Genomic DNA, 23,381 nt, shown 5'->3' on the forward strand with positions numbered 1-23,381 from the left:
AAAGGAGATTTCGATGATTCAGACACGACGCGTGGCCATTGTCGGCGGTAATCGCATTCCGTTCGCACGCTCCAACGGCGCGTATGCCACCGCCAGCAATCAGGACATGCTGACCGCTGCGCTGGAGGGTCTGATCGAGCGCTTCAACCTGCATGGCCTGCGCATGGGCGAAGTCGCTGCCGGCGCGGTCCTCAAGCATTCCCGTGATTTCAACCTCACCCGCGAATGCGTGCTCGGCTCAAGGCTGTCGCCGCAAACCCCTGCCTACGACATTCAACAGGCTTGCGGCACCGGGCTCGAAGCGGCGCTGCTGGTGGCAAACAAAATCGCCCTCGGCCAGATCGAGTGCGGCATCGCTGGCGGCGTGGACACCACCTCAGACGCGCCCATCGGCGTCAACGAAGACCTGCGGCAGATCCTGTTGCAGGTCAATCGCAGCAAAACCACGGCCGACAAACTCAAGGCACTGACGCAATTACGCCTGCATAACCTCAAGCCGGAGCTGCCGCGCAACGGCGAACCCCGCACCGGTTTGTCGATGGGCCAGCACTGCGAACTGATGGCGCAGACTTGGGGCATCCCCCGCGACGCGCAGGACCAACTGACGCTGGAAAGTCACCAGAAAATGGCCGCTGCTTACGCGGAGGGCTGGCAGGACGATCTGCTCACGCCGTTCCTCGGCCTGACCCGCGACAACAACCTGCGCACCGACGCGAGCCTGGAAAAACTCGCGTCGCTCAAGCCTGCTTATGAGCGCAGCGCCAAGGGCACACTGACGGCGGGTAACTCGACGCCACTGACTGACGGCGCCTCGCTGGTGCTGCTCGCCAGCGAAGAGTGGGCGCATGAGCGGGGCTTGCCGATTCTGGCCTATTGGCGCGATGGCGAGGCTGCCGCCGTGGATTTTGTGCGTGGCAACGAAGGCCTGCTGATGGCCCCGGTCTACGCCGTCCCCCGCCTGCTGGCGCGCAACGGTTTGACGCTGCAAGACTTCGATTACTACGAGATTCACGAAGCCTTTGCGGCGCAAGTGCTGTGTACGTTGAAGGCGTGGGAAGACCCGGAATACTGCAAAACGCGGTTGGGGTTGGACGCGCCGCTGGGGTCGATTGATCGCAGCAAGCTGAATGTGAAAGGCAGCTCGTTGGCGGCGGGGCATCCGTTTGCTGCGACGGGTGGGCGGATTGTGGCGAACCTGGCGAAACTGCTGAGCAATAGGGGAGGAGGGCGTGGATTGATATCGATTTGCGCCGCGGGTGGGCAGGGCGTGACGGCCATTATCGAGGGCTGATGCTGATTAATTTTTAAAGAATGTTTTTTTAAAAGGGGCTGATTTATTTACAGCGTCTCATCGTAAATAAATCAGCCCCCGGTTTTAATAAATCAGCCCCGTTTATCGTTCAGTTGAGATAGGTCAGCCCACTTTGTCCTTGCCACTTACTATCTCGTAAATCGAAACCAATCTACAATTATCCAATCGTTCGGTCGGTACCTCGTTTCTGTCGTGCTGATATCTATACCTTTTAGATTCTCATGTGTAAATATCACTTCTGAGGGTTGATATCGATCGAGAAGCGGGGGGAGAGTTTGTTGAGAAAGGGTATTTCCATTCGAATCAAAAGCGCGAAATATCGTGTCATTATCATTCCAAGTACACCATAGGCTAACCTGTGAGTAAATATTCTTAAAGGTCAATTTTAATGTTTGATGTCCGCCGGTATTGTTGATGCCTAGATGTAATACCATTCCCTCTATTTTGCCAGGGACTGGTGGAGATCCACCGAGGACTTCTTGAGTCATAATTCCTGCTTGGCCTCCCCCTGAGATAAACTTTATGAACATTGATGGTGTTTCTATTTCTCCGTCTCGATATATGAGATTTTCCGGTAATAAATCAAAATTCTCAAACAGAGGTACTTGGATTACCTCTATACGTAGCGCTAAGATTGGCAGCGCTATTGTCTCTTCTATAATAGATGTTCCTGAAAACCCAGCGCTGCAAATAACCTGAATTTCACTTTCGTTTGCAAAAGTCTCCAGATCTGTCCGTCTGATAGCGATGTTAAGCCCACCGGTCACTTCAGGCGCTTGAATCGCATCACCCGCCAGCAAATTGATTGTCGGCACGCCGTCCGGACCGGTCACCGTCAACCAAACTGTCTGTCCCAATGCAATCAATGGCCAAGGTGCAACGGTGACATGCGCATCGCCAGTAAAGTCATTAAGATCCAACACTGACGTGGTCGGATTTACCTCTGGCACTACCGGCGTTGGCAGGGCGGCGGATGGTATTGCTAGCAACGTGAATGGCAAAATCTGTGACGTTGATACCTTGGGCCCTCTGATCACTTGATAGGCAAGATCGAAACTTTCGCCGAGGACGTCTGCCAGCATATCCACAGGGATATTGAAGTCGACCCTGTCTTGGTTACCCACCTCCTGCCATGGCACTACCACATTGCTTCCATTCCAGATCAATGCGGTCTGGTCGGTGGGCATCATGTCGTCATACTTCACGATCACGGCTGCGCCCGTTAGTGCGTCCATCGGGTTCAGTACGCCAGTTGGTGCTTTATCCACCGTAGGCGCCGGATAGGTTGCCGCAGGTTGGGCTTTTACCTGATACCCCGACACCGGCGAATTCTGGATACCCCCACCCACCTTGATTATTTGATAACTCAACTGCAGCGTCCCGCCGCCCAGCGACTCCAGATTAGCGCGAGGAACCTCGAAGCGCACCTCGCCGGCCTCGCCACCCGCCAGCACGGTGTATTCGCGGTTATAGGTGATCGGCGTGCCGTTGGCAGCGACTCCCGCCCAGAACAGCAAAAGACGGTCTCCGGCCGTTTGCCCTATGTAAGTGCGGGTGTGGACGGTCACCGGATCCCCGCTGACAACGCCCAGGTCAATGACATCTCCGGTGGCGCCAACCAGTTCCAGAGCTCCGAGAGCGTATTCCGGCGCGGTCTTGATTTGGTAAGTCCGAATCGGAAACGGCTGAAGCGGCAGCCCGTCATCGAACAACACTTCCAGCACCAGGTTTAGTTGTGAACCGTCGGTAAGGTTTTGCAGGTCTTTCCGCTGAACCGTGGCGACTTGCGCGCCAGTACTGCCAATTTCATACCCTTGCCAAACGGGCAGTTTTAAATTGCCGGAGCCTTGAAGTTGCATCCATGTCTTCTGTTTAAGCGCGATAAGTGGCCAGGCGTTTACGAAGATATCAGCGGCAGTTTGCAGCCCCCCGACGTCCAGAACGCCCCCTACCGCCTGAACGATCTGCGGCGCGGTTAATTGACCGACGGGAATCAGGTGCACGTCCAGATTGAGCGTTTGTGAGCGAGCCGCGCCAGTACTCCCTGCTACTGAATAGGAAACCTGCACGGTTTTGCCCACAGTCTTCGCAACATACTCCTTAGGCACGATGAAGGTTACTTTCAGCTCGGCGCTGCCCTTCTGCGGCACAAGAGTGTCCTCGCCGTTGAAGATCAGGGCAATCGTGTCGTCTACCGACATGGAGGGATACGTCACTTCCACAAGGAGGCCGTCGGGGTCTGCACGATTGGGTTCGAGCAGCACGCCGTCTGGGGCTAGAGGGACGTTGGGTGCAGGAAGGTTCGGGTCTTCTAGGGCTGCCGCATTCAAGGCCGAGTTGCTGGAACTCGCTGAAGCCAATTCATTGGCGGGTTGTTTTTCTTGCTCGTCGTTTGTCTGGGTCATTTCAGCGGTCCTTGGCTAGTTGGCGTGAAGGCGCGTCATCCATGGAGACAGAGTGCCTCGCGATACGCCGTGGTGACTACTGTCAGAAATGACAGTACGGCTGCGGTCTATTGATCAGTCGGCCGGTAAAGCAACGGCTGGGCGGCGTATATCGAGGATGGAAATTAGCGCTATGAGGAAATGGTCTGAGGCTCAAGGTGAGGGGGCTGATGTATTCAAGGATTTAAATAAATCAGAACCCTATATCCACTATATCAGGTCCCCTTATCAGGCGTAGGGATGACTAAGTTTCCAGGTTTCTGACAAATAGCTTTAAGTTGTCTATACGGATTTTTATTGGGAAGTCGTTATATATGGCAACGACTTTAAATGAGCTGATGTCATCGTGGATGAACTCGAAGGTCGTGATTTCCGCTAACTCTACCCGTTTCTCATCGACCTTGCCATTTTCATAAATGCATTGAAAAATCGCTGATCTCGAACTGCTCACCGACAGGTCAACCGTCGCGCGTTTGTAATGTGCTTTGAGATCTTTGAGATCTAAAGTCAGCTCTGCAACACCTGCTTGGATATCTGCGTCGAAGTATCTGTTGTCGTTTATTCCGGTACTGATCTGCAGATTTGTTCCTGTGAACGTAATGCTCGGCGTATCCCAAGGCGATGGCTTTACCCCGGATGCGTAGGTTTCAAAGTCCTCAGTTATATCTTTGGCGCCGTTTTGCAGCAGTAGTTTTAAATGGGGGAAGGGTCGGGCACCTGCGGAGGACCCACTGTCGTCTAATTGAACTTTCGCAGCGAACTCCAGAAGGGTGCCTTCTGGCTTAGCCACTAATGTATTTTCTAATACAGCTCTGCTAATCGATCCAGTTACACCTGCTGTCAAATCATCGGATGTCACTGAGTACTCCTTTAAAACGTGTTGCGTACTGCTCTCGCTTTCCATGTCCATCCAAACCAGTTGTTTTTCAGCAATTAGTGGCCACGGGGGGATAATGAACTCGGCATCGCCGGTAAATGTCGACAGATCGAGTTTGCCTGGCGTGCTCTCTGTCGCTTGTGGGATCTTAATCATTGTCATATCTTCTTCGAAGAGGGGTAGTATTTTTAGCGTTAACGATTCCGAGGCTATCTCGCCATCCACGCCGTTGATCACATATTTCACCAGAATGTCGTCACCAAGCGCTTTTGCCACATGGGAAGAGCCAACGGTGAAGATAACGGCTTTCGTGTCGTTGCCGTATTGCGGCACGAATGTGTCATCACCGTTGAAAATCAGAGCAATCACGTCATTGGGTGACATCGATTCATAAGTCACTTTCACGTGAATGCCTCCGGGGAGTACATCCAGAGGGGAAAGAACGTTGTTCGAGGCTTCCTCTACCGTCGGAGCTGGGTAGGCCGGATCTTGCCGGGCGGCTGCGCGTGGAGGCGAGGTGTCGGAACTCGCCGAAGCCAGTTCATTTGCAGGTAGTTTGTCTTGCTTTTCGTTTTTCCGGGTCATTTCTGCGGTCCTTTGCTAGTTGGCGTGAAGGTGCGTCATCCTTGGAGACAGAGTGCTCCGCGATATGCCGTGGTGACTACTGTCAGAAATGACAGTGATCGCTTGTAACTCCTCAAATTCTGCTCAGTGAAACAAGGCGTTATCAGGCGTTATCGCGTTGGGTTATAAATGTTATGAGGAATGCGTTTATAACTACCGCCTCCCAACACAGGCCCGTCCATGCCCACCACCGGACACATCTCCCCGCGAAACCCCGAAACCGAGCGACAAGTCCCTTCGCTTGACGATCTCCCGCATCCGCTTTACGCCCGCGCCGAAAGCCTTGGCGCGGGTTCCTGGATACCGATTCACCGCCACGACTGGGTGCAGTTTTCCTACGCCATCAGTGGCGTGCTCGGCGTGCATACACCCCACGGCAGTTTCTTCGCGCCGCCGCAATGGGGCGTGTGGATTCCCGCCGGGCTCGATCATGAAGTCGTCACCTCAACCCGGGCCGAGATGCGCAGCCTGTATGTGCGCAAAAAGGATCGCGGTAGGAAGGGGACTGATTTATTCACAACGCTCCACCGTAAATTAATCGGCCCCCGTTATTTAAATAAATAAGACCTCCTTTATCGCAAAAAAGCTTAGCGTGGTTATCTCTCATCCGAAGGCTGGCGTTTTTTTAGTATCTTTATTTCATTATGATATTGTCGATTGTCATCATTGTACCGAGGAACGGCCCCCTAAACTCAATGCGGTCTATGTTTTCTGTAAGAATCTCTACGGTCGTTGTCGACAAAGCTTCGAAAAATTGCGTTCTATTGTCTTGCGGATCGCTGCCGTAGCTTTCAATTACAGAATCTTCAGCTGTATAAAAGTCAAACGTGACGGTACAGTAGGTTTTCTTTATGAATTCCGCCACGGTCGCCACATTATTAAAGGCAATGAACTGAAGTTTCTTCGCACCAGGCACGCCTACGATTTCAGGCCTCATATCCGTGGCGCGGAACTCGAACTTAATGAGTGGTGTGTTCAGGAAGCCTCCGCTAATCAAGCCCAGCGACTCACCGTCAAAGTTCTCAATGTCCTCACCGCGACCTTTCTGCAGCACCACTAATTCAAGCGCTGGGAACGGAATAATTGCAGCATCACTAAAATTCACTTTCAGAGGCAGCTTGATCAACTTGTCGTGCGGCGCTTTTTCCAAATCCGTTCTAAGGATAGAGCGAGTCATTCCGGTCCCGACCTCGTCAGTAGTTACTTTCTCCCCAGCGATAATGGGGATAGCACCGGACTGGCCTTCGTATTCAAGGTCCAGCCAAACAGTCTGTCCTGCTTCAATCATTGGCCAAGGTGCCACTTTAACTTCTGCATCGCCCGTAAACGTCGCAAGATCAAGTACACCTGGCGTAGGTGGTGAGGCTTCCGTTATTTTCGCCATTTTCAAATCTCCTTCCATGAAAGGCAGCACTGTCAGCTGCAAGATGTCTGACTTCTGTCCAGCGCTCTCACCGCCAAGCGTGTATTGAATGTCGACGGTTGTTCCAAAGGCTTTGATGATGTGCGGCACCGAAACCCAGAAAGAAACAGAAGTCTGGTTCTCCACCTCTATCGGAACAAAGGTGTCGTCACCATTAAACTTCAGTGCGATCACATCCCCTGGCTTTATGGATGGGTAAGTCACCACCACTTCCAAACCCGAAGCGGTCACTTGCTTCGGCGACAGAAATTCGCCAAGCGCCACGGGAACGGTCGGTTTTGTGTAGATGGGGTTCTGCCGCTGCGGACTAGTGGACTGGCCCATTGGCGAGTTCACCGCTTTTTTGGGTTTAGACATGAGACGCTTCCTTGAAGGGGATCGCCTTGCACGTCTTCACCCCGTCGAAACTTGAAGGCTGGTTGAGGGCTGACCGCAAGGACGTTTTAATCTCTGGCGCAGGACCATCATCAGCGCCGGACAAGCATCTGTCTGCTGTCACAAATGACAGTGCACAAATCACGTAGGCGACGCACGCGCCTGAGAACAGGGGGTATAGGCAGCTAATCGCGAAACGAGCCATGCGTAATGAAAAATCCATCTAAGCCCTGAGCGCCGCACTCAATCAGCCTTGCGGGTCCCATTCGCAGCAAGCACGTAAACTGCAGCCTCTTACAGCAGGCCAGCCCATGCCCACCACCGGACACATCTCCCCGCGAAACCCCGAGACCGAACGACAAGTCCCTTCGCTCGAAGGCCTTTCGCGCCCGCTCTACGCCCGCGCCGAAAGCCTTGGCGCAGGTTCCTGGACACCGACTCACCGCCACGACTGGGTGCAGTTTTCCTACGCCATCAGCGGCGTCCTCGGCGTGCATACACCCCACGGCAGTTTCTTCGCGCCGCCGCAGTGGGGCGTGTGGATTCCGGCCGGGCTCGATCATGAAGTCGTCACGTCGACCCGGGCCGAGATGCGCAGCCTGTACGTGCGCAAAGAGGATTGCGATTGGGCGCCAGATCGTTGCCGGGTGCTCGAAGTCACGCCACTCGCCAGGGAGTTGATAAAGACGTTTTGTCAGTTGCCAGCGGATTACCCGGAGCTGGATAGCGCCGAGTCTCGTCTCGTTCAGGTACTGCTCGACCAATTGGCGAATTTGCCCGAGGTGGGTTTTTCGCTCCCGCTGCCTCGTCATCCACGCTTGCTGGGACTGTGTGGTGAACTGATCGAAACACCGGATCAAGCGGTCACCCTGAATGACTGGGCGACGCGTTTGAACATGTCGGAAAAGACGCTCACACGATTGTTTCAGCGCGAAACGGGCTTGAGCTTTCGGGGCTGGCGGCAGAGGGCACGCTTGCTGTCGTCACTCAATGCGTTGGAGGAAGGGGTGAGCGTTACGGGCACGGCGCTCAACTGCGGTTACGATTCGACGTCGGCTTTTATTGCTGCTTTCAAAGGGCTGTTCGGGAGGACACCTGGCGAACTGTTTCGCGGATGATGAGCGAAGCTTGCGTGGTTGCGCTGTGGTCGCTCGTCGACAAGCGCGGTGGTAGAGGCTATCAAGCGGTGTAGATATGCGTCGGCACGAATGCTGCTTGGCCAAGTGTCAGGGATATCGTGAGACAGCTGGCATACAGTCAATCGACCTGACCCCCTACTCGCTGGCAGAGGATTGCCGTATAACGAGCAACAATCGCGTGTTTGGCAACGAAGGACCCCCAATAAAAGCTGATGAAGACTCCTAAACGCATTGAACCCCTGATCGAAGACGGTCTGGTGGACGAGGTGCTGCGCCCGCTCATGAGCGGTAAAGAGGCAGCTGTTTATGTGGTGCGCTGTGGCAATGAGCTGCGGTGTGCCAAGGTTTACAAGGAGGCCAACAAACGTAGTTTCCGTCAGGCAGCGGAATACCAGGAAGGCCGCAAGGTCCGCAACAGCCGCCAGGCCCGCGCCATGGCCAAGGGTTCGAAGTTCGGCCGCAAGGAAACCGAAGACGCGTGGCAGAACGCCGAAGTGGCGGCTCTGTTCCGTCTGGCAGGCGCTGGCGTGCGAGTGCCCAAGCCGTACGACTTCCTTGAGGGCGTACTGCTCATGGAGCTGATCGCCGATGAATACAGTGATGCCGCGCCGCGTCTGAATGACGTGACGCTTGAGCCGGATCAGGCGCGCGAATACCACGCGTTCCTGATTCAGCAGATCGTGCTGATGTTGTGTACCGGTCTGGTGCATGGTGACCTGTCCGAGTTCAATGTGCTGCTCACGCCCACCGGCCCGGTCATTATTGACTTGCCGCAAGCGGTGGATGCAGCGGGCAACAACCATGCGTTTACCATGCTGGAGCGCGACGTCGGCAACATGGCGTCCTACTTCGGCCGCTTCGCGCCGGAGCTGAAGCAGACGCGCTACGCCCGGGAGATGTGGTCCCACTTCGAAGCGGGCACGTTGTCCCCAGCAACCATGCTGACGGGCGAATTCGCTGATCCGGACGAGATTGCCGACGTCGGCAGTGTGTTGCGCGAGATTGAAGCGGCGCGACTGGACGATGCAAGGCGTCAGGCCGCGAGAACGGCGGACGATGCGCCGCCGAACAAAACCGAAGAACCGCCTCCGCCCTGGATGCAGTGATCGACCCAGAAAAAGCCCGGCTCAGGCCGGGTTTTTGCGTTCACACCGATGCTACTCTGAGCAGTTGCGAGAACAGGTAGTGAGGGTCTCCCGGATTGACCCTTACGCTGCAATTGAAAACGGCCGGCTTTCCCCTGTTTCGAGCTAGCCAAGATGGATCAATCTTGAAGTTTAGATGAGGGTCGCTACCAAACGCATGCGTTATGTCTGCGGACCATTGATCACCATCAGCGCCAATGGCACGAACGCCAGTGGTGCTGTCGTCATTGAACTGGGGCTGCTTTTTTACCCGCAGATTATCGTGTCCATCGTTGATGGTCGGGGCATCCACTTGGAATGAATGTCCTTCTACGGTGAGGAGGAGTGTCAACGAGGTAAAAGTCTCTGTGTCGGGGGGGCGTTTTACGGTGTAGTAAAGAGATGCGTTGTGGCCTATGACATCAATGACTTCATATTTCGATATCGGAAACGGTTGCAGCGACGGTGGGCTTCCCACCGTTTGGATGGGTGAACCAATAGTGATGTTCCGACCCACCCAATACGCTTTCACGGTATCGCCAGACTTCATATTGTAGTTAGGAACGATACAGTGAATAACATCGTTTACCTGGTAATAATCCAGGCGCTCCCTGTTATCCGCAACCAAGGTTGCCTCCCTCACATGAGGTGCCACCAGATTCATCGCTGCCTCGGTCACCGTAATACGCCACTCATTGGAGCGACCTGTGATGGTGCGCGCGGTAAAAGTGTGCAAGCCCGATGGAAGATTTCGGGCGTTGAATGACCAAGTTGCACCGTTACTTGTAGCTGTGCCCAGCAGGGCTTCGCCATCGTAAATATTAATCAGGTCCACGTTTTGTGATGATTGGTCATTGGAAGGTGTGGGCAAATTCATGAACAGCTCCTTGCCGGTTTGCAAACTATAAGGTGAGAAGTGAAGGCTAGTAAGAGGGGTTTAAATCGTCAAGTTTACGCATTGTTTTTATTTTTTCTTGAGTAGTTGGTCGCCTGTCTCTTATAGGTTAATAATTTTTTCTTGCCCATGTACGGTTGCCAAGTGGCTAGAGCTATTTGCGATAAGCGCTGCATGGATTATTTCGAAGCGGTATCGATCACTGTCATATGTGTCAGTTGGCAAAGCCCGTCCAGTGAATGATGCTTGGACGGCCGAATATCATTTTTTGACATGGATTGCCATTGATTATCATCAGGAGATCAGCATGAATAGATTCGGATCTGTCGCCCTTGCACTTATCTATATCGGACTTGTTGCATGTGTAGGCGAGCAGTCTTCATTAAACGGGCCCCACGGTACTGATCCTCGATTTACGCAGAGTCCTGCTATTCAGCAAGATACCGGCGAAGATGTTGCGCGACATCTAGAAGACCGGTACAGCAAGACAGCTGCAGATTGCGGAACGCCTTCACAGCCGTCCTTTCTGTGCAATGGAGTGATGATTAGAGGCACCAGCAGTGAACCGACTTACCACGTATGGGAGAACAGTGCTGCTTCTATTGAAAAGGGTGGCGTCTCTATTTCCTACTTAAGGTCGGATGTTAATTACAATAAGCTCGCCTACGGGTACAACAACGGCTATATCTTGACCGCTTATTTTTATGCGGCTGAGAAACTGCACCCCGAGGTGCTGTGCCTCTTTCCGATCGATGCGGGTACCTCGGCCCGTACAAACAAGGGATGTGGTGATTACCCTGGTTATGCAGGTAGCGGCCCCTGCCATCTACAGGGCATTACCACCGCAACGGAGTGGTGGACGCATTACAACTCACACGCCAGCAGTCGCCATAGCTACCAATGCGGATTTGATGTTACCGATGCCAGAAACTCGGCGGCAGGACCTGCCTTCGCTGCGGGATTGGCGGCAATGGGTTTGATGGGGTCTGAGTCGTTTAGAGAGCAGAACGAGCTCATCCTTGCAGTCTGGGGAAATGGATTGGGCAAGACCCTCCCGCTGGAAGCTTTTTTCTACCTGGCTGGCCTGCCTGGATTGACTGTCGCACAACGTAATCAGCTGGATCTCAATAGTACTGATGGGGTATGGATACCTGTGATAGAGCTCACACTTCCGGCGAGTGAGGGGGGCAAGGCGACGTTTACTTACAGTGCAGGAGATCAGGCTATTACGAAGTCATAGTTATCATCCATTACTCCTGATGTTAACTCACAGATTTTTGGATGAATATTTGACGGAGTGTCCAGTTTTAAGTTGTTTCATAGCAGCTTGTGGTGTAACGAAACCGAGAAGGTGCAATGGTCTTTTTGGATTATTCTAGAAGTGTTCGTGTTTTGGCTTCGGAGGCCATTATGAGAAAGATTAATAAGGTGGTGTTTTTACTTGTATATGTCGTCCTTGTTGCTTGTGTCAGTGAGCAAAGATCGGGCTTCGATACAACTCAGCGTCCCATTCCGCATGTCGCGCACCGCGCTACGATACAGCAAGACTCTGGGGAGGACGTGGTCAGGCATCTCACCAACCGTTACGCCGACACAGCTGCAAATTGCGGAACGCCGTCGCAACCAGCGTTTTTGTGTAATGGGGTAATGATCCGCGGTACGAGCAATAGTCCCGGTGCGTATCACGTCTGGGACAACAGTCCAGCAAGTATTACACGAGGCGGCGTGTCCGCGTCTTACTTAAGGTCTGACGCTAACTTCAGAAAGTTGGCCTGGGGGTATAACAACGGATACATCTTGACGGCTTATTTATTTGCCGAGGGGAAGCTGCATCCTGAGGTGCGTTGCTTATTTCCGGTTGACGCAGGCACGGGGAGCAGGACTGACAGGGGGTGTGGTGAGCATCCAGGAACAGTAGGCAGTCGTCCCTGCCATTTACAGAACGTTACAACTGCAGCGCAATGGTGGACTCATTACACATCGCAGCCTGGCAATTTACACTATGCGCAGTGCGGATTCGACGTGAGCGACGATCGAAACAACAATGCAGGTCCCGCGTTTGTTGCTGGATTAGAAGCGATGTCCTTAATGGGATCTCAGGCTTTTGTAGAGAACAATGAGCTTGTCCTCGCCGTCTGGGATAGCGGCTTGGGAACAACGTTACCGCTCGAAGCTTTTTTCTACTTGGCAGGCTCAGCCGGATTGCCTGTCGCTCAGCACAACCAAAGCGATCTCATAAATACTGATGGAGTCTGGATACCCGTTATCAAAATTACCCTCCCCACTACCGCGGCCGGCAAAGTGACGTTTAGTTATAGCGCCGATGAGCAGACGCCTGTCCGTCCCCCTGTCCAGGGATGAAGGCTACATAACGTAGTTTTCAGACCATGTCCCCGCTGACCCATTCGCTTTGCGTGAGCTTACGCGTTGGGTCAGTTGTTATTGGGACATTGATGTCACCAGGAGGCGATTCAATAATTCAAATCCGCCTTCTTCAAGTACATCCCGTTCGGACCCGAAGCAATGCGGTATTTCAAAACGTCACCCGCATTGATGTGCAGACGCGTGTTGTTCTGCGCTTCGATGCCTGGCGAGCAGCCCGGCGTCTGACCAGGGAGCACACGCAAGCGCACCGACACGTCGCCTGCAGGCAGATTGAATGAGCGCGACTCCTCCTGGTACAGACGGCCGACCAGTTGGTCTTGCATGAAGATTCCGATTTCGCAGGAGGTGGAAACCTCCAGGCGCTCGCGGGAAATGATCAGCACGCCGTAGTCCTGATCGGCATGAGCCCAGGATGCGCACGCCAACAGGCCGGCAAAACCTGCAATACGAAAGGCTGACCAGCGCATGACTGATTCTCCTGATATGACGGTTGTAGGCGCACTCTGGCGCAGAGTGCAGATGAATGCCAGCCCGGCAGATCCCCCGGAAACTTGACCTTGCCCCGACGGGAAGGTCTTAGATGGCGCCATCACGTGTTTTCAATGAGAAGAGGAGTCAGCACATGCAGGTATTCAACGTTCAAGGCATGACCTGCGCACATTGCGTGCGTGCCGTTACTGGCGCCATTCAGGGGCAAGACCCCACGGCGCAGGTGCAGGTTGATCTGGCGAAAGGCGAGGTGAAAGTCCAGAGCCAGCTTGGCGCCGAGCAGATTGTGGAATTGATCGAAGAAGAAGGTTACGCCACGACGCGCACATAGCAGCGCTGGCCTCTTCCCGGCTAAAGCCAGTCCTACAGAACCGTCGCGCGCATCGTAGGACCGGCTTCAGCCGGGAAGGCGTCCGGCATCACATTGAGTAATTCGGGCGCCTGATACTCAATAGTGATACCACTTCAGCTCCAGCATCACTTCATTCACCGGCGAGGTCAGCTGGCTAAAATCCCGCTGCGCACTCAGCCGTAGGCCAAGGTTGCGCGACAGCTCCCACTGCTGGTTGAGGCTGATGTTGCGCCGCACTTCGCCGTTGGTGAAGTAATCGCCCTTGGTTTCCAGGCTGAAGTTACCCAGCGGATTACGCCACAGCACGCCGGTGTTGAAGCCCGCCGCCGGCGAAATCAGCGCGGAGAAATCGTTGTTGTGCTCGACTCGCACCGTTCCCATGGCGAAGCCCAGCACGTCATCTCCCAGCTTCCAGGTACCACCCGCGCCGCCGTTGACGTGACTGACCAGGTTTTCGTCGCCATGCTTGCCCAACACCCGCTCAAGGCCGCCCGCCACTTGCCACGACCATGGCTGCAGCAGCTCGTTGCGCGGTGTCAGCGAGCGGATGGTGGCCAGATCGAGCCGCTGCACCTGCCAGTGGCTGTCTTCGTACTGGCGCAGCTTGAGCTGCAGAATCTCGATCTGCGCGCCCAGCGGGAAGCCGTACGCGTTGTCGTTCAAATCGTGATACGCCATGCGCAGGCCGTATTCGGCAAATGCCTTGTCATCCCGCGTGCCCGCACCCAGTTGCCACGTGCGCGACTCATGCCCGTCTTCCGGCAGACCCGGGCGCTCAATCTCCAGCGCAGGCGGTGGATTGGTGCTGATTGCGCGCAGCAAGTCATAGCTGCGTTGCGCGCTGGTAGGGTCTCGCTCCTGACCGTTGGCGCGATACCGCTCCAGCCTGTAGGCCGCGTCCTGAATCAACGCGCGACGTTCCTTCGGCAGCGCGATGTATTCGGGGCTCTGCATTTGCTTCTGGTCCGCGCTGACTTTCAACACCCATTGCTGCTCGTCGTGGTTCAACGGCTCGGCGCGGCTCAGCAGTTCGCGCTCCCTGGACGGGCGATAGTCGATCTTCTCCACAAGCCCTGCTTCCTTCACCGCGCGCACGGTGTCCGTGGGAATCGCCGTCAGACGAAACTGCGGCGTCAGGTCCAGGCTCGGGCGAGCCACCTGAAGCAGCTCAAGCAGGCGATAGGAGCAGTTCTCGTCGAAGAAGAAATACCCAAAGCGAATCTGTTTGAGTTCCCACACGTGCTCGACCATGCGCCGGGTTTCTTCCGGCGTCAGATTGAGGCGGTATTCCCACAGATCGCGGTTCTCCAGGCTGCGGTATTCAGAAAGCTTTTCCTGGTACGGAACCAGTGCGAACAGCCCGGGGTAGCCGCCCGCCAGGCCTTTCCATGCGTACAAGATGCTGTTGTCGGAGCCCTCGATGTAGGCGCCGAAATTGATCGCGTAGCTGAGCAAGGCGGTCTTGTTCGCCTGCACGTCGGCCTGATCGATGCGCAGCAGCGTGTGGCCGAACATGGAGGATGGGCTATTGAGGTATGCCGCCGGGAAAATCAGCACCGTGCTGTCCGGGGCCACATCGGAAAACCATTTGTTGAATTCTTTGCAGTCGACCGCAGGCAAATCGGTCAGCTTCAATTCGTCACGCAAAAAGCGCGTGCGGGAGGGGTAGACGCATTGCGGGTGGACGTTTTCCTGGCCTTGAGTGACAGGACGGTAGATCGCCTCAAGCGTCGCAGACAGCTCGGCTTTGGGATCATGGGCGCCGTTCTGGGAGAGGAAAAACTTCGGGTCATCGACATAGCTGCGCCAGCCACCCAGTTTGCCGGCTTCGTAGTGACCGATGGAGATCCAGAACCTGGAATTGGCCAGTTGCTGCAAACGATCATTGTCGACGTGAGGCGCGGCGGACAGCGGGGCGCAGACACACAGCACCAGCCAGGCAAGGCGTTTGAGCATAGATAGGCAACTAGTCAGAAGTGGGCAGGGCGGAGAACCTGCCTTCCGGGGAGGAAGGCAGGCGGCACGACTTTAAGCTTGGGTCGCGTATTTAGCCAGAGTCGGATCGTTCTTCAGGACGTCGATGGTGTTGGTGTGAACATCTTCAGCAGTGGCGTCGGCCTTGGTGAAGATCTGCTGATAGTGCTCGTGGGTGACTGCGGCGAAATGCGCACGGTCTTCCGGTGCAACGCCCAACACGACCGCGTAAGTGGTCAGTGCTTCGCCTTGGCCCATGGCCATGTCTTTGGAGAGCTCGTCCATCATGCCGTTCATGGCAATCCAGGATTTGCCGCCGTAGGTCAGCGCGCTGTTGGTGGAGCAACCGTTGGTGCCCGAGGTCATGCCGAAGGTGGCGTTGCCCGAAGTACCGTTGGTGGTGGAAGCGAGGAAGTGAGCTGGAGTGCCGCGTTGACCTTCAAACAGCATGTTGCCCCAGCCGCAGTCCGGACCGCCAGGAGCTTGAGCCATGGCGTTGATGGACACAGCGGCGAAGAGAGTACCAAGAAGAATCCGTTTCATAGCTTTAGTCTCTGTTGTTTCAACCAAGGGTCGGATTCCTGGCCGGTAGGGCGCCAGGGCGGACCGGTTATTTAAATTGTTACCGGTCGCGCAAGTTGGAGTTTAGGCACGATATGAACGTTCCGTGAGTAATTGCAGATTGTTGTGCGTAATCCGCCTCCGCCGGGTGTGTAGGCCGGTTCCTCATACGGAAAAGCGATCACGCGGTTCTTGCCTTGCCAGTGCGGTGCGGCGAGCGCCAGAATGCGCCCATCTGCCCCGCCTGATGTAAGGATGTCCGATGCCCGATTCTGTTGCTGCCAGCTTGCGACTTGCGCCCGAAGCGCTGACCCGTCCCTTTTCCGCTGAACAGTTCAGCTTCACGACAACCAACGATCTGGAACCCTTTCGCGGCGTACTCGGCCAGGAGCGCGCTGTCGAAGCCCTGCAATTCGGCGTCGCCATGCCGCGCCCTGGTTACAACGTGTTCGTCATGGGCGAGCCCGGCACCGGCCGCTTTTCCTTCGTCAAGCGCTACCTCAAGGCCGAAGCCAAGCGCATGCAGACGCCGTCGGACTGGGTGTACGTCAACAATTTCGATGACGCCCGCGAGCCGCGCGCCCTTGAACTGCCGCCCGGCAGCGCCAGTGCGTTCATTGCCGACATCAACGGACTGATCGACAACCTGCTGTCGACATTTCCTGCGGTGTTCGAACATCCGTCCTACCAGCAGAAGAAGAGTGCGATTGACCGCGCCTTCAATCAGCGCTACGACCGCGCCCTCGATGTCATCGAACGTCTTGCGCTGGAAAAAGACATCGCGCTGTACCGCGACAACACCAACATTGCGTTCACCCCGATGCTCGAAGGCAAGGCGCTGGACGAGGCCGAGTTTTCGCAATTGCCGGAAGCCGAGCGCGAGCGTTTTCACACCGATATTTCGACGCTGGAAGAGCGGTTGAATGAAGAACTCGCCAGCCTGCCGCAGTGGAAGCGCGAGTCCAACAACCAGATGCGTGAGCTCAATGAAGAGACCATCATCCTTGCGCTTCAGCCGCTGCTGGCACCGTTGTCCGAGCAGTACGCCGAGAACGCCGCGGTGTGCGCCTACCTTCAGGCAGTGCAGGTCAACCTGCTCAGGACCGTGGTCGAGCAACTCGTCGACGACAGCAAAACCGATGCCCAGGCGCGCAAGCTGCTCGAAGAGCAATACTGCCCGAGCCTGATGGTGGGCCATTCCGCCAGCGGCGGCGCGCCGGTGGTATTCGAGCCGCACCCGACCTACGACAACCTGTTCGGACGCATCGAATACAGCACCGACCAGGGCGCGCTTTACACCACCTATCGTCAGCTGCGCCCCGGAGCATTTCACCGGGCCAACGGCGGTTTTCTGGTGCTGGAAGCCGAGAAAATGCTCAGCGAGCCGTTCGTGTGGGACGCCCTCAAGCGCTCCCTGCAATCGCGCAAACTGAAGATGGAAGCGCCGCTGGGTGAACTGGGTCGTCTGGCCACCGTAACGCTGACCCCGCAGACCATCCCGCTGCAGGTCAAAGTCATCATCATTGGCGCGCGGTCGCTGTATTACACGCTGCAGGACCTAGATCCGGACTTCCAGGAGATGTTCCGGGTGCTGGTGGATTTCGACGAAGACATTCCGATGGTCGACGAGAGCCTGGAGCAGTTCGCCCAGTTGCTCAAAACCCGGACGTCGGAGGAGGGCATGGCGCCGCTGACAGCGGATGCAGTCGCGCGCCTTGCCACGTACAGCGCGCGCCTCGCCGAGCACCAGGGGCGCTTGTCGGCGCGCATCGGTGATCTGTTCCAACTGGTCAGCGAGGCGGACTTCATTCGCAGTGTGGCCGGTGACGAGCGCACTGACGCCGGGCACATCGAGCGCGCGTTGAAGGCCAAGGCTACCCGCACCGGTCGTGTGTCGGCCCGAATTCTGGATGACATGCTCGCTGGCATCATCCTGATCGACACTCAGGGCGCGGCGGTCGGCAAGTGCAACGGCCTGACGGTGCTGGAAGTGGGGGATTCCGCGTTCGGTGTGCCGGCGCGCATCTCGGCGACGGTTTACCCGGGCGGTAGCGGCATCGTCGACATCGAGCGTGAGGTCAACCTGGGCCAGCCGATTCACTCCAAAGGGATAATGATCCTCACCGGTTATCTGGGCAGCCGTTACGCCCAGGAATTCCCGCTGGCCATTTCCGCGAGCATCGCGCTGGAACAGTCCTACGGCTACGTCGATGGCGACAGCGCTTCCCTCGGCGAGGTCTGCACGCTGATCTCCGCCTTGTCGAAAACCCCGCTCAAGCAGTGTTTCGCCATCACCGGCTCGATCAACCAGTTTGGCGAAGTCCAGGCGGTCGGCGGCGTCAACGAGAAGATCGAAGGCTTCTTCCGACTCTGCGAAGCCCGAGGTCTTACGGGCGATCAAGGCGCGATCATTCCCCACGCCAACGTCGCCACGCTGATGCTGGACGAGCGCGTGCTGCAGGCCGTGCGCGCGGGGCAGTTCCACGTGTACGCCGTGCGCCAGGTGGATGAGGCGCTGAGTCTGTTGGTCGGCATGCCGGTGGGTGAAGCGGACGAAGACGGTCAATTCCCCGATGATTCGGTGAACGGCAGGGTGGTGGACCGTCTGCGCGACATCGCTGAAATGCTCAGCGACGACGACCTCAAAGAGCTCGAAAAGGAGGCGCCACAATCACAGCCCGAGCTGAAAAGCTAGGCCTTTGACGTCAATGAAACGGGGCGCTTGATGGCCAAATGACCATTCGGCGCCCTTTTCGTTTTCGCGCTTTTCCAACGGGGTAGTTGTTCGATATTGTCGGGTTGCAGCAGTTGTCAAAGGGACTGACGCGTTTCCTTCGTTATGCGAAGGATATGAATACTGCAATCAATAAGGAGCTCGCCATGCCGCGCAGCCTCTGCCTTACTCGCCAATGCCTGGGTCTGGTGACCCGAATCGAATGTGTTGTTCGCCCGCTGTCAGGCGACAAAGGAATGTGGACCTTGTTGTTCGCCGCCGGAATGTCTGGCGAACAGCCCTCCGCACTTAAGGCTCAGGGGCCTTTTCATGGACCGGTTGCTGCCGAATCGGTCCTTGATGCCATTGCCGAAAGCCTCCTGCTGCATGGCTATCAAACGGCGGAAGAGATCCCGATCTGGGGGCTTCACCTCCAGGGGGAGCTGCGAAGAATCAACAGCGACGCCGCCGTGGGTCAGCGGACGTCTCCCGCCAACTGACCCCTTCGTTTCGAGGTGTTCCGCGTCTGCCTTCTACGGTCTGCAGACGCGGATTTGCCGAGCTTCCCCCATGCCCGATCGGGCGTTATTGTTTCAACTCTTTTCGCAGTGGGTTGTGCTAATCGGCCCTCGCCCTATACTCGCGAGCTTTTAAATTATCAGTGAGCTTCAATGGAACGTTTTATCGAAAATGCCATGTACGCCTCCCGCTGGCTGCTGGCGCCGATCTACTTTGGTTTGTCTCTGGGGCTTCTGGCGCTGGCGCTGAAGTTTTTCCAGGAAATCTTCCACATCATCCCCAACGTATTCGCGCTGGCCGAATCTGACCTGATCCTGGTGCTGCTGTCGTTGATCGACATGGCGCTGGTCGGTGGTTTGCTGGTCATGGTGATGATCTCCGGCTACGAGAACTTCGTGTCGCAGCTGGACATCGACGAAGGCAAGGAAAAGCTCAACTGGCTGGGCAAGATGGATTCTTCGTCGCTGAAGATGAAAGTCGCTGCGTCCATCGTCGCGATTTCGTCCATTCACCTGTTGCGGGTGTTCATGGACGCCAAGAACATCGATCCGCAGTACCTCATGTGGTACGTGATCATCCACATGACCTTTGTTGTGTCTGCCTGCGCCATGGGCTTTCTGGACAAAGTCACCAAGCACTGATCGACTTCCTGCGACCCGCGAGGATTTGCCATGAACCTTCAGGAACTCATTTCCCACGCCAGCACCGGTGGTGTAGAAGAGCTCAATCTGATCTCGATCGAAGGCGGCATTTACTTGCTGGAAGCCAGGATGCAGGGCGTCGCGCATCGTTTGGTCGATGCGCAGAACAAGGCATTGCACCTGCGCTCAGTCGAGCACGCACGCGAACTGCTGCAGCCAGTTGCGCCGATGCCGTTCAATCTGGTCCACGCCGTGGTTCACGACGAGATGTGCGGCGTGAACGACGACCTGAATCAAGACGTCAAAATCCCCCTGGCTTTTCGATCCGCCTGGTAGAGGTTACGGGTATTACGCTTTGTGCTAGGCTGCCCGGCCTTTAAATACGGGCGCCCGAGGGCGCTCTTCAGCGGAGCAGTCTCATGTCCGAAGTCAATCTGTCCACCGACGAAACTCGCGTCAGCTACGGTATTGGCCGTCAACTGGGCGACCAACTGCGTGACAACCCGCCACCGGGCGTCGATCTGGACGCTATTCTGGCTGGCCTGACCGACGCTTTCGCCGGCAAGCCGAGCCGTGTTGGCCAGGAAGAAATGGGCGCGAGCTTCAAAGTCATCCGCGAAATCATGCAAGCCGAAGCTGCAGCCAAAGCTGAAGCAGCGGCTGGCGCAGGCAAGGAATACCTGACTGAAAACGCCAAGCGTGATGGCGTGACCACTCTGGCCTCCGGTCTGCAATATGAAGTGATCACTGCGGGCGAGGGCGCTCAACCGACCCGCGAAAGCAACGTGCGCACCCATTACCACGGCATGCTGATCGACGGTACTGTGTTTGACAGCTCCTACGATCGTGGCGAGCCGGCTGAATTCCCGGTTGGCGGCGTGATTCCAGGCTGGACCGAAGCTCTTCAACTGATGAAGGCCGGCAGCAAATGGCGCCTGTACGTTCCGAGCGAACTGGCCTACGGCGCTCAAGGCGTTGGCAGCATTCCGCCACACAGCGTCCTGGTCTTCGACGTCGAGCTGCTCGACGTTCTGTAAGGTTCACGATTCACGCTCGACAGATGCCGAGTCAGCCCCGCGCTGGCTCGGCATCGTCGTTTTATCTGTTCTCATCAATGCAGTTCAATGGCCGGGCGCAATGCCCGCGCATAGCAGAACAGAAACAGACTTCGCACCATCTCCTTCTGAACACCGGGTTCGCTTGAGCTCAAGCTGCTGACATCCAGATCCCCCTGATCACGCAACTCGTCGAGCGCCTCCTCCTCCAGCACTGCACACACTTTGCCCGTCTCGCGATCCAGGATGCGAAGGTAGGGCTGTGGGCGATCAAGCCAGGCATCAATCAGATACGTCATGTGATTCTCCTTGTGTGTTTCAATGAGAATAATTCTTATCTGAGGAATAGCAAGGATCTATTTGAGATTAATTCGCATTAGAACGTGAGGTCTATAAAACGGTGCTGAATCGCAGGCAGCAAAAAGCCCGTCACGTGGACGGGCTTTTGGTGGAGCAGGGCAGCGGTCAGTGCGTGCGCGCGACCGCAAATTCACTCAGCTCGACGAGGGCGTCGCGGTAGATGCTCGGCGGCAGCACATCCAGGCAGGCAATGGCGCGAGCAATGTAGTCGCGTGCAAGCTGGGCTGTGTATTCGAGTGCGCCTGACTTTTCCACAGCATCGCGGATGCTTTCGAGATCTTCCAGGCCGCCCTTCTGAATGGCCTGACGAACCAGCGCGGCTTGTTCAGGGGTGCCTTCACGCATGGTGTAGATCAGCGGCAGGGTAGGCTTGCCTTCGGCGAGGTCGTCGCCGACGTTCTTGCCGAGGGTTTCGGCATCGCCGCGATAATCCAGCAGGTCGTCGACCAGTTGGAAAGCGACCCCCAGATGATCACCAAAGGTGCGCAGCGCTTCGCTTTGCTCGGGACCGGCATTGGCCAGTGCGGCGGCGCTGTGGGTCGACGCTTCGAAGAGCATCGCGGTTTTGCCGCGGATGACTTCCATGTAGGTTTCTTCGGTGGTGCTGGCGTCGCGCACTTTGGACAACTGCAACACTTCGCCTTCCGCGATAACCCGGGTAGCCTTCGACAGGATCTGCATCACCTGCATCGAGCCCAGTTCGACCATCATCTCAAACGAGCGCGAATACAGAAAATCCCCTACCAGCACGCTCGGTGCGTTGCCCCACATCGCGTTGGCGGTCGAGCGGCCACGGCGCATGCCGGACATGTCGACGACGTCATCGTGCAGCAGGGTCGCGGTGTGCAGGAATTCGATGGTTGCGGCCAACAGGCGTAGGTCATCACCGCCAGAGCCCAGCGCTTTGCCGCATAACAGAACGAGCAACGGGCGCAGGCGTTTACCGCCAGCAGAAGTGATGTAGTCGCCGATTTTGGAGACCAGCGGCACGCGCGATGTCAGCTGCTTCTTGATAATGTGGTCGACAGCGGTAAAGTCGTCTGCCACAGCGGTGTAGAAGGCTTGGGGTTGCATCAGCGAGACGTGCTCCAGAAGGGTTGCGCGGCATGCTAGGTTGCAGGCCCCACCCTGTCAAGGCGTGACATAACGCAGCTTGCAAGGCGTTGATCGCTTGCGTACAATCGCGCACCCTAACTTCCTGGGCAGCACCTGCCTTACGCAATTGCATGTCGGCCTTCCAGCCTTGTGCAGCCATGCCAGCCAATACCTCTTCCTATAAAGAGCTGGGTGAGCAGGATTATCGGAGATACACCATGTCTTATGCAGTAATCGTTACTGGCGGCAAGCAATACAAGGTCGCCCCAGGTGAATACCTGAAGATTGAGAAACTGGAAATCGCTACCGGCGAATCCGTTACCTTTGATCGCGTTCTGTTGGTTGCCAATGGCGACGACGTGAACATCGGCGCTCCAGTTGTTGCAGGCGCTACCGTTGTGGCTGAAGTGATCTCCCAAGGTCGTCACGATAAAGTCCGCATCATCAAGTTCCGTCGTCGTAAGCACCACATGAAGCGTATGGGCCACCGCCAGTGGTACACCGAGATCAAAATCACCGGTATTCAGGCTTAATTTCAGCCTAATCCTCACTAGGAGAATTGACTCATGGCACACAAAAAAGCTGGTGGTAGTACCCGTAACGGTCGCGACTCAGAAGCCAAACGCCTTGGCGTGAAGATGTATGGCGGCCAGGTTATCGTTCCGGGCAACATCATCGTGCGTCAGCGCGGCACCCAATTCCACGCTGGCTACGGCGTTGGCATGGGCAAGGATCACACCCTGTTCGCTAAAGTCGAAGGCGTGATCAAGTTCCAGGTTAAAGGCGCCTTCGGTCGTCGCTATGTAAGCATCGTGCCAAAGACTGAAGTCGCGGCATAATCTTGCGTTCAGGGGGTGTGAGGGCCTGACCTTCACGCCTCCTGAGCTGAAAAGCCCTGTCGATGACAGGGCTTTTTCGTTTGTAGAAGGTCCTGTTTCTGGTGAGTCTCTTGCAAAGCTGTTTGTGTGGGCCGTTGTGGTGTGAAGTCGCTGGTTTTTGATCGGTATCGCAACGCTCATCTTTG

The 23,381-nt window shown here is 56.0% G+C and carries 22 protein-coding genes and 1 pseudogene; 14 read left to right on the plus strand and 9 right to left on the minus strand.

What is annotated here, in order from left to right:
• Positions 1-13: 13 nt before the first annotated feature.
• A complete protein-coding gene (locus tag AC07VF_RS11640) occupies positions 14-1,291 on the plus strand; it encodes an acetyl-CoA C-acetyltransferase (RefSeq protein WP_495008479.1) in 1,278 nt (425 codons plus the stop codon).
• Between the two features lie 149 nt (positions 1,292-1,440).
• Here the strand turns inward: AC07VF_RS11640 and AC07VF_RS11645 are convergent, their stop codons facing one another.
• Both AC07VF_RS11645 and AC07VF_RS11650 read right to left on the minus strand, forming a co-directional pair.
• Positions 1,441-3,717 carry a hypothetical protein gene (locus AC07VF_RS11645; RefSeq protein ID WP_495008478.1) on the minus strand — a complete coding sequence of 759 codons (2,277 nt, stop codon included), beginning with the start codon at positions 3,715-3,717 and terminating at the stop codon, positions 1,441-1,443.
• Positions 3,718-4,000: 283 nt separating this feature from the next.
• Positions 4,001-5,218 (minus strand): hypothetical protein, encoded by a 1,218-nt coding sequence (locus AC07VF_RS11650; RefSeq protein ID WP_495008477.1) that lies wholly within the window; start codon positions 5,216-5,218, stop codon positions 4,001-4,003.
• Between the two features lie 219 nt (positions 5,219-5,437).
• Here AC07VF_RS11650 and AC07VF_RS11655 point away from each other — a divergent pair.
• Positions 5,438-5,737: pseudogene (locus tag AC07VF_RS11655) on the plus strand (AraC family ligand binding domain-containing protein); the annotation flags it as partial.
• Positions 5,738-5,891: 154 nt separating this feature from the next.
• On the opposite strand, the gene AC07VF_RS11660 reads toward AC07VF_RS11655, so the two are convergent.
• On the minus strand, positions 5,892-7,037 hold the full coding sequence (locus tag AC07VF_RS11660) for a hypothetical protein (RefSeq protein WP_495008476.1): 1,146 nt from the start codon (positions 7,035-7,037) through the stop codon (positions 5,892-5,894).
• A 329-nt stretch (positions 7,038-7,366) separates the two neighbouring features.
• On the opposite strand from AC07VF_RS11660, the gene AC07VF_RS11665 reads away from it, so the two are divergent.
• The gene (locus tag AC07VF_RS11665; RefSeq protein ID WP_495008475.1) at positions 7,367-8,173 is read left to right on the plus strand and encodes an AraC family transcriptional regulator; all 807 of its coding nucleotides are present in this window, start codon (positions 7,367-7,369) and stop codon (positions 8,171-8,173) included.
• Positions 8,174-8,406: 233 nt separating this feature from the next.
• Complete coding sequence (locus AC07VF_RS11670) at positions 8,407-9,300, plus strand: PA4780 family RIO1-like protein kinase (protein ID WP_495008474.1); 894 nt, start codon at positions 8,407-8,409, stop codon at positions 9,298-9,300.
• A 40-nt stretch (positions 9,301-9,340) separates the two neighbouring features.
• Here AC07VF_RS11670 and AC07VF_RS11675 read toward each other — a convergent pair whose 3' ends face one another.
• Entirely contained in the window at positions 9,341-10,195 is an 855-nt protein-coding gene (locus tag AC07VF_RS11675; RefSeq protein ID WP_495008473.1) for a hypothetical protein, read from the minus strand.
• Positions 10,196-10,448: 253 nt separating this feature from the next.
• Here AC07VF_RS11675 and AC07VF_RS11680 point away from each other — a divergent pair, with 253 nt between their 5' ends.
• Together AC07VF_RS11680 and AC07VF_RS11685 are read left to right on the plus strand one after the other, a co-directional pair.
• On the plus strand, positions 10,449-11,453 hold the full coding sequence (locus tag AC07VF_RS11680) for a hypothetical protein (protein WP_495008472.1): 1,005 nt from the start codon (positions 10,449-10,451) through the stop codon (positions 11,451-11,453).
• Between the two features lie 782 nt (positions 11,454-12,235).
• Positions 12,236-12,574 (plus strand): hypothetical protein, encoded by a 339-nt coding sequence (locus tag AC07VF_RS11685; protein ID WP_495008471.1) that lies wholly within the window; start codon positions 12,236-12,238, stop codon positions 12,572-12,574.
• 110 nt (positions 12,575-12,684) lie between these two features.
• On the opposite strand, the gene AC07VF_RS11690 is transcribed toward AC07VF_RS11685, so the two are convergent.
• The gene (locus tag AC07VF_RS11690; RefSeq protein WP_192173408.1) at positions 12,685-13,065 is read right to left on the minus strand and encodes a hypothetical protein; all 381 of its coding nucleotides are present in this window, start codon (positions 13,063-13,065) and stop codon (positions 12,685-12,687) included.
• A gap of 155 nt (positions 13,066-13,220) precedes the next feature.
• Between AC07VF_RS11690 and AC07VF_RS11695 the strand changes: the two genes are divergently transcribed.
• Positions 13,221-13,418 (plus strand): heavy-metal-associated domain-containing protein, encoded by a 198-nt coding sequence (locus AC07VF_RS11695; RefSeq protein WP_495008470.1) that lies wholly within the window; start codon positions 13,221-13,223, stop codon positions 13,416-13,418.
• A gap of 117 nt (positions 13,419-13,535) precedes the next feature.
• On the opposite strand, the gene AC07VF_RS11700 is transcribed toward AC07VF_RS11695, so the two are convergent.
• Together AC07VF_RS11700 and AC07VF_RS11705 are read right to left on the minus strand one after the other, a co-directional pair.
• Positions 13,536-15,395, minus strand: coding sequence for an Lnb N-terminal periplasmic domain-containing protein (locus tag AC07VF_RS11700; protein WP_495008469.1), 1,860 nt, complete (start codon positions 15,393-15,395; stop codon positions 13,536-13,538).
• Between the two features lie 72 nt (positions 15,396-15,467).
• Entirely contained in the window at positions 15,468-15,956 is a 489-nt protein-coding gene (locus tag AC07VF_RS11705; RefSeq protein ID WP_122535346.1) for a DUF3015 domain-containing protein, read from the minus strand.
• 280 nt (positions 15,957-16,236) lie between these two features.
• Here AC07VF_RS11705 and AC07VF_RS11710 point away from each other — a divergent pair, with 280 nt between their 5' ends.
• From AC07VF_RS11710 to bamJ, 5 genes are all read left to right on the plus strand, one after another.
• Complete coding sequence (locus tag AC07VF_RS11710) at positions 16,237-18,669, plus strand: Lon protease family protein (RefSeq protein WP_495008468.1); 2,433 nt, start codon at positions 16,237-16,239, stop codon at positions 18,667-18,669.
• 185 nt (positions 18,670-18,854) lie between these two features.
• The gene (locus AC07VF_RS11715; RefSeq protein ID WP_192173472.1) at positions 18,855-19,187 is read left to right on the plus strand and encodes a PA4575 family protein; all 333 of its coding nucleotides are present in this window, start codon (positions 18,855-18,857) and stop codon (positions 19,185-19,187) included.
• A gap of 171 nt (positions 19,188-19,358) precedes the next feature.
• Entirely contained in the window at positions 19,359-19,847 is a 489-nt protein-coding gene (locus tag AC07VF_RS11720) for a TIGR00645 family protein (RefSeq protein WP_423573422.1), read from the plus strand.
• Positions 19,848-19,877: 30 nt separating this feature from the next.
• Complete coding sequence (locus AC07VF_RS11725; RefSeq protein ID WP_192173404.1) at positions 19,878-20,183, plus strand: DUF6482 family protein; 306 nt, start codon at positions 19,878-19,880, stop codon at positions 20,181-20,183.
• 83 nt (positions 20,184-20,266) lie between these two features.
• The gene (bamJ, locus tag AC07VF_RS11730; RefSeq protein WP_122535350.1) at positions 20,267-20,884 is read left to right on the plus strand and encodes a BamJ family beta-barrel-assembly machinery protein; all 618 of its coding nucleotides are present in this window, start codon (positions 20,267-20,269) and stop codon (positions 20,882-20,884) included.
• 74 nt (positions 20,885-20,958) lie between these two features.
• On the opposite strand, the gene AC07VF_RS11735 is transcribed toward bamJ, so the two are convergent.
• Both AC07VF_RS11735 and AC07VF_RS11740 read right to left on the minus strand, forming a co-directional pair.
• Positions 20,959-21,201 carry a PA4570 family protein gene (locus AC07VF_RS11735; RefSeq protein WP_192173403.1) on the minus strand — a complete coding sequence of 81 codons (243 nt, stop codon included), beginning with the start codon at positions 21,199-21,201 and terminating at the stop codon, positions 20,959-20,961.
• 166 nt (positions 21,202-21,367) lie between these two features.
• Positions 21,368-22,336: a polyprenyl synthetase family protein gene (locus AC07VF_RS11740; RefSeq protein WP_192173402.1), complete on the minus strand. Its 969-nt coding sequence runs from the start codon at positions 22,334-22,336 to the stop codon at positions 21,368-21,370.
• A 239-nt stretch (positions 22,337-22,575) separates the two neighbouring features.
• Here AC07VF_RS11740 and rplU point away from each other — a divergent pair, with 239 nt between their 5' ends.
• The gene (rplU, locus tag AC07VF_RS11745) at positions 22,576-22,890 is read left to right on the plus strand and encodes a 50S ribosomal protein L21 (RefSeq protein WP_003176051.1); all 315 of its coding nucleotides are present in this window, start codon (positions 22,576-22,578) and stop codon (positions 22,888-22,890) included.
• 33 nt (positions 22,891-22,923) lie between these two features.
• Positions 22,924-23,196: a 50S ribosomal protein L27 gene (rpmA, locus tag AC07VF_RS11750; RefSeq protein ID WP_037015434.1), complete on the plus strand. Its 273-nt coding sequence runs from the start codon at positions 22,924-22,926 to the stop codon at positions 23,194-23,196.
• Positions 23,197-23,381 lie beyond the last annotated feature (185 nt).

The organism is Pseudomonas sp. GW821-FHT02H06 (assembly GCF_059421525.1).